The organism is Sciscionella sediminilitoris (genome assembly GCF_000737195.2).
GTDB lineage: Bacteria > Actinomycetota > Actinomycetes > Mycobacteriales > Pseudonocardiaceae > Sciscionella > Sciscionella sediminilitoris.
This window is the reverse complement of record NZ_JALM01000147.1, coordinates 1-14,424: the sequence shown is the minus strand read 5'-3', so window position 1 is coordinate 14,424 and position 14,424 is coordinate 1. Positions and strand designations below refer to the sequence as shown.

Annotated in this window: 9 protein-coding genes and 1 pseudogene; 1 reads left to right on the top strand and 9 read right to left on the bottom strand. The window is 67.6% G+C overall.

The annotated features are described in order from the left end of the window. Window positions 1-15: 15 nt before the first annotated feature. The 8 genes from AD72_RS33950 to AD72_RS33915 all read right to left on the bottom strand — a co-directional run bounded on the left by AD72_RS33950 (window position 16) and on the right by AD72_RS33915 (window position 12,924). A complete protein-coding gene (locus AD72_RS33950; RefSeq protein ID WP_031470754.1) occupies window positions 16-1,584 on the bottom strand; it encodes a PucR family transcriptional regulator in 1,569 nt (522 codons plus the stop codon). 13 nt (window positions 1,585-1,597) lie between these two features. After that, window positions 1,598-3,181 (bottom strand): hydantoinase/oxoprolinase family protein, encoded by a 1,584-nt coding sequence (locus tag AD72_RS33945; protein WP_051899315.1) that lies wholly within the window; start codon window positions 3,179-3,181, stop codon window positions 1,598-1,600. Then, on the bottom strand, window positions 3,178-4,254 hold the full coding sequence (locus tag AD72_RS33940) for an S-methyl thiohydantoin desulfurase family protein (protein WP_031470752.1): 1,077 nt from the start codon (window positions 4,252-4,254) through the stop codon (window positions 3,178-3,180). The genes AD72_RS33945 and AD72_RS33940 overlap by 4 nt, the downstream gene beginning before the upstream one ends. A 2-nt stretch (window positions 4,255-4,256) precedes the next feature. After that, window positions 4,257-6,299, bottom strand: coding sequence for a molybdopterin-containing oxidoreductase family protein (locus tag AD72_RS33935; RefSeq protein ID WP_031470751.1), 2,043 nt, complete (start codon window positions 6,297-6,299; stop codon window positions 4,257-4,259). An 11-nt stretch (window positions 6,300-6,310) separates the two neighbouring features. Further along, the gene (locus AD72_RS33930) at window positions 6,311-7,204 is read right to left on the bottom strand and encodes a PDR/VanB family oxidoreductase (protein ID WP_231645136.1); all 894 of its coding nucleotides are present in this window, start codon (window positions 7,202-7,204) and stop codon (window positions 6,311-6,313) included. 20 nt (window positions 7,205-7,224) lie between these two features. Next, window positions 7,225-7,878, bottom strand: coding sequence for an MSMEG_1061 family FMN-dependent PPOX-type flavoprotein (locus tag AD72_RS33925; RefSeq protein WP_031470749.1), 654 nt, complete (start codon window positions 7,876-7,878; stop codon window positions 7,225-7,227). A 229-nt stretch (window positions 7,879-8,107) separates the two neighbouring features. Continuing rightward, entirely contained in the window at window positions 8,108-9,157 is a 1,050-nt protein-coding gene (locus tag AD72_RS33920) for a Glu/Leu/Phe/Val family dehydrogenase (protein WP_037348337.1), read from the bottom strand. A gap of 233 nt (window positions 9,158-9,390) precedes the next feature. Continuing rightward, the gene (locus AD72_RS33915; RefSeq protein ID WP_031470747.1) at window positions 9,391-12,924 is read right to left on the bottom strand and encodes an indolepyruvate ferredoxin oxidoreductase family protein; all 3,534 of its coding nucleotides are present in this window, start codon (window positions 12,922-12,924) and stop codon (window positions 9,391-9,393) included. Window positions 12,925-13,080: 156 nt separating this feature from the next. Here AD72_RS33915 and AD72_RS33910 point away from each other — a divergent pair, with 156 nt between their 5' ends. Next, a complete protein-coding gene (locus AD72_RS33910; protein WP_425480797.1) occupies window positions 13,081-13,509 on the top strand; it encodes an Lrp/AsnC family transcriptional regulator in 429 nt (142 codons plus the stop codon). Window positions 13,510-13,778: 269 nt separating this feature from the next. On the opposite strand, the pseudogene AD72_RS38310 reads toward AD72_RS33910, so the two are convergent. Next, a pseudogene (locus AD72_RS38310) lies at window positions 13,779-14,183 on the bottom strand (hypothetical protein); the annotation flags it as partial. Window positions 14,184-14,424: the final 241 nt, after the last annotated feature.

Below are 14,424 nucleotides of genomic sequence, written 5' to 3'. Positions count from 1 at the left end.
TTGCTTGATACGGCACTAGCGTGGCCCGGCACGGACTAACCGTGCCGCCAGTTGCAGTGCCAGGCGATCGTCTGCGCTGTCGAGGTCTACGTCGAGCAGGTCGGTGATCCGGGTCAGGCGTTGCAGCACCGTGTTGCGGTGGATACCGAGCGCAGCGCTCGCCGCAGTCGCGGAGCACCGATTCTCCAGATACGCCCCGAGCGTTGCCAGCATTTGGCCGGAGGCGTCTACGTCGTGAAGGGGATCCAGCAGCGACGAACCAGCTTCCCGGAGTGCGTCGTCGCCGAGCCAGCCAAGCAGCAGACGGCGCACACTCGTCGGATCCGAGTGCTCGACTGCAGCCGGTTCGATCCGAGACCGGGCCATCAGGCAGGCGGCCTCCGCATCTCGGATCGACTGGCCGATGCCTCCGGGTCCAGGGCGACTCAGGCCCACCCCCGCACACAACCGGGCGGTCGGGAAGTCGTCGTCAATGGCTCGGAGGCAGGCGGTGACCTGCGCCACCGTCGCCTGGACGGCTGAGGCGCCCGGCTGAAATTCGGTGGACCGCCATCCCACCCAGCCGGTCGGCCGCTCGACGAAACGTAGCGTAAGGCCCGCGTCGGCGAGGGCCGACTCCAGTGCAGCAGCGGATACCGTGCCTTGCTCACCCCGTTGGGCGACCGACACCGCCGTGTGCCACCCAGAGAGTCGCCATCCCAGAGCGGTCGCCCGTTCCACTGTCTCACGGGAAGGTTCGCCGGGATTCTCCAGGATCTCGGTCAGCAGCAGTGCGCGTTCACGACCAGCTCGCTCGGTGGTCAGGGACCGGCTGACGATCTCCATCGCGAACGGCCAGGCGGCCAGCGCGAGGCACTGCCGCACGGTCTCCAACCTGTCCTCCCCGCCCGTGTCGATGCGAGCGGCGAGCCACAGATTGGTACCGGCCCCCTCGGCAGGGATCGGCTGGACAACGGCGACCACGTCCTTCCCCAGATCCGCCGTGCGAGGAACCGGGCGGCCACGGCCGAGGACCCCGAGGAGCGCCGTCGTGGGCGTCGCGTGCTCCAGGATCTCGTCGCCGCGGACCACCCGAGCAGACGGGTCGATGACGGCGACCGGGCACCCGAGCAGCGACCGTAGGGTCGTCAGCAGCTCGCTAGGCGGTCTTCCCGGCTCCGATAGTGACTGGAGCAGCAACCGCACCGTTTTCGCGGTGCTGAGCTGAGGCGCTCGGGCGTAGCGGTCGAGCTCGGCCACTCCGTCGTGCGTAGTGAAGCCATCCACCAGCACGATGGGCAGGCCGAGCCGATCCCCCAGCCGACGCAGCGTGATCGGTGCCACCACGCCGCGCTGGCTGAACACTACTGCGGCATGACGAGCCGCCGCAGACGACCGAGCTGCGATCTCGGCCGCGATCTCGGAAGCCAGGATGCCACCGTCGGCGAATACCACAACGGAACCAGCCGGCTCGTGACGGAGCATGTCAAGCGTCGTTCCCCGGACAACGGACCGTACTGTGCGGTTAAGGCCTTCGGCGCCGCCAACGACTTCGACCCCGGTCAGGATGTCCGTCGCGAGCAGGTGCCCAACCGTTACTGCCATGACCCGTCCTAAATCAGGCAAACTGCTGTGCCGACTCCGGTGTGTCTTGTACGGTCAACAACGGCCCCACAGCCTTTACCTGCACCCTCGCACACCTGCCGGGCATGTAGCCCAGTGGTACCTCGGTGAGCGCGGTGACCCGGACCGCAGTGGCGTCGGCACCGGCGCGCACCGCTTCGAGCTCGGCATCGCGACGCGCCTGGGCCAAGCAGTCGTCCCGGCTGCTGTCGTCGTAGCGGTAAGTTCGGTCGACGGTGCCGGATGCCTCGGCGATGGCTGCCCCGATGGCATTTGCCACGGCTCCGTGCGGGGGCCGCACGACTTGCGTGACGCCGGGAATCGAGTCCGGCACAACATGGGCGCCACCGCCCACGGCCACCAACGGGAGATTGGCACGGGAGGCCTTGATCCGGTCGGCTAGCACTCGGAGTCGTTCATCGCTGACGGCAAGGATCGACGCGGCGGTGGCCGGATCGATATCCGTGCAGCGGTCGGGCTGCGGAACTGTCGTTCGTCCGCAGATGGCCGACACGTCGGTCAAGGTGAGCACATCGCCGCCGAATCCGCGGGCCATAGTGGTGATTCGATGCCCGACGCTGTCCGGGCCGACACGCACCGGCTCGCTGGGCTCCACGATGCTGCCCCCACCCAGCCCGACGGCGAGCAGGTCCGGCATGCGGTAGTTCGTCCGGACCCCACCGATCTCGACGGCGAAGGCAGACTCCCGTGGGAAACTGCCGACAAGCATCCCGACATCGGTTGACGTGCCGCCGACGTCCATGACGATCGCGTCGTCGAGCCCGGACAGGAATGCTGCGCCTCGCATCGAGTTCGTCGGGCCAGATCCCAGCGTGAGCACCGGGCGGCGGACGGCTTCGTCAGCGGCGAGCAAAGTACCGTCGTTCTGCGTCAGGTACACATCGGTGCCCACACCACGGCGCGCAAGAGACTGCTCCAGACCCTCAACGACCGTCCGCCCGATACGGGTCAGCGCCGCGTTGAGGACTGCTGAGTTCTCGCGTTCAAGCAGCCCGAGCCCGCCGACCTCGTGTCCGACGGTGACCGGAACGTCCGGTCCAAGTACCTCGGTGACAATCCTCAGGGCTTCCTGCTCGTGCTCCGGGTTGGCGGGCGAGTTCAGTCCGGTGATCGCGACGGCCGCAACTGTGTCGCGGCAGTCGAGGGCGAAGCGCCGGATGGCGTCGCGGTCCAAATCCACCAAGGGGTCGCCCTGGAACTCGTGCCCACCACGGACGATCGCGACGTGCCCGACGACGAGGTCGGCAAGATCTTGCGGCCAACTCGCCAGCGGCGAGATCGACAGCGTGGCCGGCGCGGCGACCCGCAGTACACCGACCCGCGCCAGCCCGGACCGGCCAATTATCGCGTTGACCGGGTGGGTCGTGCCCAACATGACCTGGCGGACCGCGTCGGCTCCGCAGGTCGACAGGACCTTGCGCAGTGCTGTGTCGATTCCGTCGAACAGATCGTCGGTGGTCGCTGTCTTGTGCCAGTCGACGACCGTCCCGTCCGGCGACACCACCACGGCGTCGGTGTTGGTGCCGCCGACATCGATACCGATCCTCAGGTCGTTCACGAATTTCCTCCGACGGGAATGTGGTCAAGGTCGTAGCCAAATGCGCGAGGGCCGGTGAGAGCCAGCCCATCCGGCTCGAGCCATCGTTCGTGCACCGCGATCCCGATGACACGCAGTCGCTGCCCGTAGGCGAGCATCTCGGTGGTAACCGGGGTACTGGTCTCCGTGTCCAGCAGTGTGATCAGATCTGGCACGGTCACGATGGGGACGCCGTCCTCGACGGCGATCAGATTCTCGTTCTGGATCTCGATCCGCAGCAGGCGGTCCGGGTCGTCGAGATGGGACAGCACCACGGTGCCTCGGGCGAACCCGTCGACGGTGCGCCGCTCAACGTCGACCACCACGCCCGCGAATACTTCGCGCCCGTCCGCAAAGCCGAGGAAGTCTTCCAGTGCATCGTCGGTACCGGACTCGGCGACGACGCGGAGTCGCTTGCCGAGCTCGAGGCAGTAACTGACTGAACCGAGCGCCGCGGCGCTGGCCACCTCGGCCGTGGCCAGCGGGTAGGCACAGAGCACTGCGACCATGCCCATATTCATCACATTCGTACGGGTGAACAGCTCCGCGGTAGCGTTGTTGACGCTCTGGACGATCACGTCGTTGCCCCGGACATCGGCCAGCGCGACTGGGGACACGCTGTGTCCGGCTAGGGTCAGCAACGTCATCTCAATCTGCGGGAACGCCCGCCGCATCGCATCTGCGTCAACACAGGGCAGACCCGCATGCGCCGCCGCAGCCAGCGGGAACAAGGTATTCATCCCACCGACCTCGATCGGCATGACCGCTGCTCCGGGCCTGCCGAGCAGGCCCGCCATTGAGTCCAGAACCCGCGGCACTTCATCGCCGTTGGGGAACTGTTCGATGATCGCCGTGGGCGCGCCGACCATACCGACGCTGAGCACGAGTCCTTCGGGGTCCAGCTCGTCCGGGTCGACCAGCGGGATCGGTCCGTGTCGCCGGATCGCTTCCCTCAGCATGATCTTCGCTATCCAAGGATCGCCGCCCCCACCCGCGCCGAGGACGACGGCGCCGAGCGCCAGGTCTTCGATGTCGTCCTCGGTGATGTGTTTCATCCTCACGTCCTCTTCTCCGGTTCTCGACTATGGCCGGCTGGCGCGATGGTTGCCGGGATGGCGGTCATCAGCGGGAGCCCGGTCAGCTCGTCGACGTTTGTTTCATCGCTGGTCAGGGCTCCAACATTGTGGTTCGTGAAGCCGTGTGGGACAGATATCGTGCCGTGGGTGAGCCGGTCGTCCACCCGGGCAGTGAGCGTGAGCTCGCCGTGCTCGGTCCGGACGCGGACGTACTGGCCGTCCTCGACGCCGTTCCTCGCAGCATCGTCTGGATGGAGGTCGACCGTCGGGCGGTCGGGTCGTCGCGCGCCCGTGCCGTCTGCCAGCTGCGAGTTCAAGTGATGTCGCTGTCGCCGTGAGATCAGCCGCAGCCCAGTCTCCCGGCTGTCTGCCTCGGTGAGTGCCGCCAACTGGGCGGCGAACTCGGCGTTTCCGAGTCGCCATCGCCCGCCGGGCAGCTTGTTCTCCACCCACCCGTGGATTCGGTGATCCGACACCCCGTCGGGCTGGGCGAGGAATTGGTCGAAATCTCCCCCCGCGGCTTCGACGTATGCGCGGGCAAGGCGCTCCTCGGTCATCTCGTCGGGGTCCGCCCCGCCGGGGAGCACCTGGTGGCCGAGTGCCGCGCCGAGAGCGGCCATCTGCCACCAGGTCGGTCTGCGGTCGGCGCCGGCGGGCAGCACCGCGGGAGTGTACTGGTTGGCAACGCTGGAGTGCAGGAAGTCCAGAGGCCAGATGTCGGCCCTCTCGAGCTGGCCGGTCGACGGCATGAGGTGGGTCGCGTGTCGGGTTACCGCGGTCCCGACGACGTCCGAAACGGCGAGGACTCGGAGCGTGCTGAAAGCCCTCGCCAGCCGCTCGGGCTGAGGGATCGCTGTCAGCGGGTTGCCGCCGACCACGACGAGCGCCTTCAGGTTGCCGGACTCGATCTCGGACGCCAGCGCGGTACACGGGAACTCGCCCCAGCGCGCAGGTAGCTCCGGTCGGCTGCGCGGCCCCGGCCCTGGGGTGCCGTCCATGGCCGGCCACTCCTGCGTGTGCAGTTTCCTCAGATATCCCGGGTTGAAGAACATGCCGCCCGGGCGGTCGTGGGACTGAGTGATGATGTTGAGCGCCCAGATCAACCACATGCACACGTTCGCCGACGCCTGAAAGGTGAGACCCGTACTCTCCTTAACGGCGATGCGGCCCGCTCGGCGGATCTGATCGAGCAGCTCGGTGAGCTGTGACTCGGCTAATCCGGTGAGCCGAGTGGTCCGGGTCAGGTCGTACGGGGCGACGGCGCCGGCCAGGATGTCGATACCGGAGGCTCGGCGGGACAGATACTCGTGATCGGCGCCTTGCGTGAGCAGTTCACGCACAAGGTAGGCGAGCAGCGCGTAGTCGGTCCCGGCCCGGATGGGCAGGTGCCGGGTGGCCAGGTCAGCGGTCTCGGTGCGCCGTGGGTCGACGACCCACAGCTGCCCCTGGCCTGCCCAGCGCCGCAGCTGATCGACGGGCATCCCGAGGAAGTAGCCATGCCCATGCGAGATAACGGGGTTTCCCCCGAGCCAGAGCACCAGTTCGGCGTCTGGATCTGGGCCCGGTAGCAGCATCGGGTGGCCGGCGATCGATTCGGCAGCCAGCAGCACTGACGGCGAATCGATCGTGAGCGTGCTGTATCGGCTGGCCGTGCCCATGGCCGCGACCAGTGCTCCTGCAGTTGGGAAGCCGAGGCTGTCCAGCATCCCGGCCGTGCCGAAGAAGAAGCCGACTGCGTCCGGCCCGTCGGTCTCGGCGATCGAACGAAGCCGGAATGCAAGGTCGTCGACGAGGACGGGCCAGGTCGTCTCTTGTAGCGCCCCGCCCGCTCGGCACCTCGGCCGGTCCAGCCGGTCGGGATGCGCGTGAAAATCGCCGAGCGCCCTACCCTTGGGACAGGTGTAGCCGCGCCCGGACGGGCTGCGGGGGTTACCCCGGATCTTCCCGACCCGGCCGTCCTCGACGTCCACGAGAATCCCACAGAAGCTGCCGCAGAACCTGCAAAAGCTCGTCACCTCGGTCATCGCTCCTCCAATCAGACGTCGAGCAGAAGCTCAGGGCTTAGCGACCGGGAGACGCAGGGGTACAGAGTTCCACCGGCACCCCCGATGTCGTCGCGATGGTCGGGGTCTCCGCCGAGCAAGCCGACGCCGCAGGTCCCGCAGACCCCCTCCCGGCAGCCCCCGGTCACCGGCAGGCCCGCGCGCTGCAGTGCGTCCAGGATGCTGACGCCCACCTCGACCCTGACCCGGCGATCGGAGCGAGCACAGACCACGTCAAACGCTGTGTCGGGTGCGAAGACACGGTGCCGCGGACGGAACCGCTCGACGTGCACGGAGACGCCCTCCCGCGTCCCGAATCCGGCCTCGACCGCCTCCAGCATTGGGCCCGGGCCACACGCGTAGACCTGCGTCCCCGGACCGACCGGACCTACCAGATCGGCCAGGTCAGGAGGCTCGCCGCTGTGCGTCCGCAGAGCGCCGCCTGCTAACGCAGCAAGCTCCTCGCGGAACGGCATGGACTCCGAGGAACGACCGGTGTACACGACCCGCAGACGCGCCCTGCCCGCCGCCGCCTGGACCATCGGCAGAATCGGGGTGACACCGATGCCGCCCGCGACGAACACGTACTCCGGCGCCTGGACCAGCGGGAAGTTGTTGCGGGGGGAGGAAATCGTCAGTTCCTGGCCGACCCGCAGAAACTCGTGGACGTACTCGGAGCCACCCCGGCTTGTGCGCTCACGACGCACTGCGATGCGGTACCGGCTCGGATCGGCCGGGTCGCCGCACAGTGAGTAGTGTCGCGTCAGCCAGTTGGGCAGGGTTAGCTCGACGTGCGCTCCCGGGTCCCACCCAGGAAGCTCCGCGCCGGTCACATTCCGGAAGGACACGGCCACGACGCCGTCGGCGACGGCATCGATGTAGTCCACCCGGACACGAAGAGGCTCCATCAGTAAAGTTCCTTGTAACCCTCGGCGGCTCCCGTGTCGATTAGATCTGCCGTCACGCCATCCATCGCCAGCTGGTCGGCAACAATCTCGCCCAGGGTCGGCACCTCGGCGGCGAGCGCGTGGCTGTCCGTCTGCCACAGCCGCGCCCGCAAGACCGCACGGCCACAATGGATGTAGGCCTCGACCACGTCGACGACCACGGCGAGGGTCGGCTGTTTACCCTCGATCTCCATCCGAGCGAGCACGTCAGGGTTGTCGGTGAGGTAGCCGCGCCCGTTGACCCGCAGCGTCTCGCGGTGCCCCGGCACCAGGAAGATCAGCCCGAGAGCCGGGTTGACGGCAAGGTTGCGGTAGGAGTCGATCAGCTTATTGCCCCGGCGATCAGGGATGGCGACTGTCCAGTCGTCGAGCACCTTGACAAAGCCTGGGTTGTCGCCTCGAGGCGAGCAGTCCGCGCTCTCGCCATCGGTCGTCGCCATACATACGAACGGCGAGTGTGCGATGAACCGGCGCAGGTTGCGATCCAGCCGGTCAGTCACCTTGGCCACGGTGAGTTCGTCCGGCTCCCCAACCAGCTCCCGGACCTGATCGAGTGTCAATGCGCGCGGCCGGGGTGTGTAGACCCCAGTCTGGCCTGTACGCGTATCGGGCATTCGGGACGCTCCTTCGAACACGACGTCGTGTTACCGACCACTCTGCGCCGGCTCAAGGCACCACTCGAGAGGCAAAGTGCCCTGCCCTGCCTTCGGGACAGTGCGAAGTGCCTATCCGTCCGCCGCAGGGGGCACTCGCGATGTGTGCCCACCTACGCGGGTGCCTCGCCGCACACAGAGGAGGGGCATCCACGGGTAGCATCTGGTGCGGTATTGCCGGTCGGCGCGGTCAGGGCACCGCGGGGAATGTTGGCCTCGCAGTGGCGTGGGAGGCGAGGCGGTCGCGTGCCACCCTGTATGCGACCGAGACGGTGTCGGTGCCGGATCGCTGGGCGGTGTCGAGGATCTCGACGGTGGTTGCCGCGATCGTCTCGATCCGGTCCTCGATCGTATCGTCCGAGCCGCGGACCTCGGCCTCAGCGACGATCACACCGCCGGCGTTGGCGACGAAGTCGGGCACGTAAACGACTCCGCGCTCCTGCAGAACGGCGGCCTGCGCATCGTGCTCGAGCGGGTTGTTCGCTCCGGGGACGATCACGCCGGTCCGCAGGTGGTCGATCACGTCCGGAGTCAGGACGCCGCCAGCCGCGCACGGGCACAGCACGTCGACATCTGCCGTGAGAATGTCCTGAATCGCGACCGGCACCGCGCCGGCGACGTCACGAGCCTCCGTCGTACGACGGTCGTCGATGTCGGCGACGAGCACCTCGGCTCCCGCCTCACGGAGGAACATCACCAGCGCGCGGCCGACTTTCCCAAGTCCCTGAACCGCGATTCGGCGGCCGGCCAGGTCACCAGCGCCGGTCCAGCGCAACGTTTCGACGACCGCGCGGAAGACACCTCGGGCGGTCGACGGCGACGGGTCCCGCCGACAGGACACGACCGGCACGTGCTTGGCCAGGACGTCCATGTCGGCAGCGTCGGTGCCCATGTCCGCCCCCGGGATGTATCGGCCGCCCATCGAGGCGATGTGCTTGGCAAGCACGGGCAGAAACCGTGCCTTGTTCTCGGCGGTGGGTTCGGCGTTAATCACACTCTTCCCCCCGCCGAGATTCAGCCCGGCCAGCGCGGACTTGTAGGTCATCGCGCGGGCAAGGGCCATCGCGTCCCGGGCGGCGTCCTCGTGAGTCGGGTAGGGGCGCATCCGGACGCCGCCCAGCGACGGGCCCATGGTGGTGTCGTGGATGGCGACGATGGATCCGATGTCGGACATCGCGTCGCGGACGATGTTGACCTGCTCGAAATCACCGGCGACAAGTTCGTCCAAGAAAGTAGCCATCACGGTCTCCTAAGGGGGAGCGGCAGGGCGCCGCTCGAACGAGTTGTCAAGGGGCTGAGCGACTTTGGCCGGCTGTGGCGCACCGGTCCGCCGCCCGGGTACGGGGCACCTCACCGGATACCCGCGCGTTATAAGTCCCGCTCACGACGTGCGGGGCATGACTGTGAAAGTTCTCTTGACGTAGGTCACGTCGCTGACCGACGGGGTCGAGGCCGTCGGTCGGCTCGCTACGGTTAGACCGTGCGGACCGACTCCATCTTCGAGAACAACTCGGTAATCCGAGTACGGAAGCGCTCGACGTTGGCGAGCTTGATCTCTTCGTAGCCCCGGACCAGGTCAGAGCTTTCAACGAGCTCCAGCATCTGGCTAGCGGTCCGCGGGTCGAGGTGCTCGCACGCGGCGCGTACCGCACGCTGGTACTCCCTGATCAGTTCGCGTTCCACCTTGCGGACCTTGGCGTATCCGAACGGGTCGAGCGGGGTGCCGCGGAGCCGCCGGGCGGCGCACAGCGCCTTGAAGGCAGGGCCGGATATCCATCGCCCCAGCTTGATCTTGCGCCGCATTCCCATGGCTCGCAGAAGCGGCGGATGCAGCATCACCGACACCTTGGCGTCCGGACCGTAGGCGGCCTCGCGCCGTGCGGTCTCTGCCGGGTCCAGGTGCAGTCGAGCCACCTCATATTCGTCCTTGTAGGCCATGAGCTTGTGCAGCCCGCGGGCGTATGCGTCGCCGATGCGGAATCCATGCTGATCGCCGGCCCGCTCGATAGCGATCGCGGTGATGCGCCGGACCTCCTCGGCGTAGCGCTCGGCGTACGCGCGGTCCTGGAAGCCGGTCAGGTCGGCGATGCGCTGGGCGAGTGTTCGCTCGAGCTGTTCATCGCATGGAGCGATGCCCTGCGCGGTCGCGGCCGAGTCCGAGTCGACGTCCACAACGGCCCGTTGGGGCGCCGTCAGGGAAGTGACGACAGCATCGTGGTCGACCGCCGCGGCACGCCCCCAGCGGAACGCGGTGAGGGTCATCTCGACGGCGGCTCCGTTGATCCGGATCGCCTCCTCGATCGCCTCCAGCGAGACAGGGAGGACGCCGTGCTGGAACGCCGCCCCGACCAGGACCATGTTGGCCGGCATGTGGTCGCCGAACAGCTGCTCGGCGATCCACTGCGCGTTCACCTGGAGCATGTCGTCGGCCCGGGTCGACGCGCCGATGCGCTCAATGGCGTCCTCGGTGGACCCCGGCAGGACAACCCTGTTAGTGACCATCGCCGCTGTCGGGACCAGGGAGGTATTGAGGACCGCGATCGTGTGGCCGGGGCGCGCCACCGAGAGGTTCGCCTCGGTGGATGCGCCGACAATGTCCATGCCGATGATTGCGTCGGCCGTGCCCTTCGAGGCCCGCGGGATGCCGTTAATCGGCTGCTTGGCGATCCGGATGTCGGAGATCACCGGGCCACCCTTCTGCGCCAGGCCCACCTGCTCGAGGCCGCTCGCGAATTGCCCGTCGAGGTGGGCGGCCATCTGCAGGATCTGGGAGGCGGTGACGACACCTGTTCCGCCGATACCCGGCATACGTAGCAGTGTGCTGTCGCCGTCGAACCGCGGAACCGGCTCGGTCAGGGCGACGGGGAGGTCCGGGATTGTGCGGGGGGCGACGGTTCCGGGCTCGACCAGTAGGAACGACGGGCAGTCACCCTTGAGGCAGGTGAAGTCGGAGTTGCACGACGACTGGTGGATTTGGGTCTTGCGGCCGAACTCTGTCTCGACCGGCTGCACGGACAGGCAGGTCGAGACGTCCCCACAGTCACCGCAACCCTCGCACACCCGCTCGTTGATCACGACCCGCTCGGGAGGAGTCGGGAGCTTGCCGCGTTTGCGCAGCCGCCGTTCCTCGGCGGCGCAGCGGTCGTCGTGGATCAGTACGGTGACGCCGTCGACGGCCTTGAGCTCGCGCTCAGACTCGGTAAAGCGGTCGCGGTGGCGCACCGTGGCGATCGGGTCAAGCTTGACGCCTCGGTAGTTGGACAGCTCGTCGGTGGTGACGATGATGCGTCGGACGCCCTCGATCGCGAGCTCACGCACGATCGACGGCACATCCAGGCGGCCTTCGGCACGCTGACCTCCGGTCATGGCCACGGCATCGTTGTAGAGCAGCTTGTAGGTCATAGACACCCCGGCGGCGACGGCCGCACGGATCGCCAGCGACCCGGAGTGGTGATACGTGCCGTCCCCGAGGTTCTGCACCAGGTGCTTGTCGTCGGTGAACGGCGCGATCCCGATCCACTGCGCGCCCTCACCGCCCATCTGGGTCATCCCGATCTGGCGACCCCGGTGGTCCCCGTCCAGCGCCACCATGATGTGACAGCCGATCCCAACACCGACGAGCGTGTCGTCGTCGGTGCGTGTGGAGGTGTTGTGCGGGCAGCCGGAGCAGAAGTAGGGAATGCGGCTGCCGAGGTCACCCGAGCCGCTCCCAGGCCTGATGGTGCGCAGTGCGATTCGTGACGGGCGCGGCGGGCGGACAGCGTCGAGGCACCGAACGGCTCGCTCGGCGATGCGACCGTCGCGGGCCAAGGCGCCGATTCTCGCTACGATCGCCTGCGCGACGTCCTCGCCGGTCAGTTGACCGCGGGCGGTCAGCAGCGGACGACCGTCGGGGCCACGCCGCCCAACGACTCGGGGTACCTTCGCCTGCCCGAACAGGGCCTGCTTCAGGTGGCCTTCGAGGAACGCGACCTTGTCCTCGACCACGAGCACCTCGTCCAGGTCCGCGGTCATCGACACCAGCGTGTCGTGGTCGACCGGGAACGGCATCGCAAGACGTATCAGCCGCACTCCGAGTGCGTCCAGATCGACTTGCGACAGCCCGAGATCGTCGAGCGCACGTTGTACCGTCGCATAGCCGGTCCCCGATGCCAGGATCCCTAGCTTCGGGTCGCGCGCATCGAAGGTCACGCGGTTGAGACCAGTGTCGCGTGCGTACTGCTTGGCCAGGTCCAGTCGGCGGGTCAGCATGTCGAACTCCGCGTCGAGCGCCGCGGGCCCCACCAGAGTCGGAGCTGCGGGCCGTTTGTCGTGCGGGGGGTAGGGGACCCCGAGGGCATCCGGACGCAGCGCTTCCAGATCGATCGTCGCCGAGGCGTCAGCGATATCAGCGATCATTTTCAGGCCGGTCCACAGCCCGGTCGCCCGCGAGAGCGCCACCGCATGCAGGCCGAACTCGATGACCTCCGCGACGGAGCCCGGAGCAAGCAGCGGCAGGGACAGGCTCTGTGCCATGGGCTCGCACGAGCTCGGAACGGTCGACGACTTGCTTGCGGGGTCATCACCGATGATCGCGACAGCGCCACCGAGCCGAGCCGTTCCAGCGAGTGTGCCGTGTCGGATCGCGTCCGCGGCGCGATCCAGACCGGGGTTCTTGCCGTACCAGAACCCGACGACGCCGTCGTGACGACGGCCCGGCACGGCATCAAGCAACTGCGTGCCCGCGACGGCCGTCGCGGCGAGCTCCTCGTTCACGCCTGCCTGGAAAACGACCCCGGCATCATCGAGGTGCCGACGGGCCCGCCGCATCTCGCTATCCAGCCCGCCGAGGGGCGAACCCTGATACCCAGAGACGAAGACTCGGGTGTCCAGGCCCCGCTCGATGTCGATGCGCCGCTGGTCGAGGGTAAGCCTCACCAGCGCCTGGATCCCCGTGACGAGCGCGCGCCCGCGCGTCGCGACGTACTTATCGTCGAGCGAGACGGTTCCGGTGATCGATCCCGGCATGCTGGGCCCCTCCTCGGGTCGGCAGCTGTCGAGAGAATCAGAACCAAATTACTCCACATCACACAACTCAGTCGCAGGATGTACTGGAGAACTCTACAATTATTGCAGCATCTGACCCATCTGGCGATGAAAGTTTGCGTGATGACGAAGGTAGACATGGACGCGATCGACGAGGAGTTGCTCGCGCTCCTCGTCGACGATGGGCGGCGGACCTTCTCCGACATGGCGCAGCAGGTAGGCCTGTCGGTCGGCGCCGTCAAGCGGCGAGTCGACCGCCTGCGAGGGGCTGGGGTGATCCAGGGCTTCACCGCGCGACTCGACCCCGCCGCGATCGGCTGGAAGGTCGAGGCCTTCACCGAAGTTCGGTACGTCGGGAGCACCCGTGTGGGCGACATCGTCGGAACAGCCAGCACCCTCCCCGAAGTGCAGGCGGTCTACACCATCGCGGGGGACCCAGACGCGCTCGTACAGGTACGCGTGCGCGACCTCGAGCATCTACAGGAAGTCGTCGACCGTTTGCGGCGCAGCGGCCAGGTTACGGGGACCAAGACTCTAATGGTGCTCGGTCGATGGGTTCGAGGCTGAGCACGACGGCCCGGACGGGCACCGCGGGCTCCGAGGCGACGGTCGCCGAACCACGCTTCCAGGTCGACGTCCGAGTGCGTGGACGGGCCTTGCCGAATGCCTCGCGCTTGCCGGTCAGCCGTGCGTGATCGACCCGCGCACGGCTCGTGCCCGCCTCCCTCCTCAGCGAGCGTCAAGGCCGTCAGCCGACCTCCGGCGAGACCGGGACCCACGCCGGCGAGAATCGAGCAGCACGGAAAGGCGGTCGAGCTCCGCACGGTCACTGTCATTCATGTGACGCCGAACCGCTGTCGTTTGACCGTCGGTCCACAACTGCCGTCCGAGCACCACGGAATCCGCCAGGTTGGTGCGGACGGTCCCTCGGTCACCTGTTCGCACGTACCTGGCGGGCCGCAGGCCAGACGCCCGCCGATCCGCCAACTCCGCTCGGAACGGACAGCAGTGCAGGAGGCGAGATCCGGCCGGTGGCGGCACCGAACGTGTCCCCGCCGCGCTCGTATTCCTCCTCTCGGTCGCGGACGCGCATCACCGTCACCGATCCCCACCTCAACTGCGCCGCACATGCGATACGGCCCGGTCACGTGCACGCCGCCGAAGGGAGAGTCGGCAAGCTCGGAGAGCGGAAAATCGATCACCCCGGTCAGCTCCCGATCACGTACGATCGCGTCCATCCCCGGCCCGCCGTTCGGGCTCCGTACCCGCGCGCGAGCCTAGAGGTCAGGTCACACCAAACAGGGCATGGGAGACCACAGCTGTCACCACGCTAGGGTGCGAGTATGCGACGCCCCTATGATCCGTCGATTGCCGCGTGGGCCCCTTGGTCGACTGAACGAGTGGCGGCCGCCATCGACGGCACCGGGGCCTGGCTTTCTGGCGGCTTGGGGCTGGACATGTGGCTAGGTGTAGGAGGCCAGG

What these genes read in the sequence shown, in the direction of transcription:
- AD72_RS33925 (WP_031470749.1), bottom strand. Translation starts at nt 7,878, where the DNA reads ATGCCCGATACGCGTACAGGCCAGACTGGGGTCTACACACCCCGGCCG.
- AD72_RS33920 (WP_037348337.1), bottom strand. Translation starts at nt 9,157, where the DNA reads ATGGCTACTTTCTTGGACGAACTTGTCGCCGGTGATTTCGAGCAGGTC.
- AD72_RS33950 (WP_031470754.1), bottom strand. Translation starts at nt 1,584, where the DNA reads ATGGCAGTAACGGTTGGGCACCTGCTCGCGACGGACATCCTGACCGGG.
- AD72_RS33915 (WP_031470747.1), bottom strand. Translation starts at nt 12,924, where the DNA reads ATGCCGGGATCGATCACCGGAACCGTCTCGCTCGACGATAAGTACGTC.
- AD72_RS33940 (WP_031470752.1), bottom strand. Translation starts at nt 4,254, where the DNA reads ATGAAACACATCACCGAGGACGACATCGAAGACCTGGCGCTCGGCGCC.
- AD72_RS33910 (WP_425480797.1), top strand. Translation starts at nt 13,081, where the DNA reads ATGGACGCGATCGACGAGGAGTTGCTCGCGCTCCTCGTCGACGATGGG.
- AD72_RS33935 (WP_031470751.1), bottom strand. Translation starts at nt 6,299, where the DNA reads ATGACCGAGGTGACGAGCTTTTGCAGGTTCTGCGGCAGCTTCTGTGGG.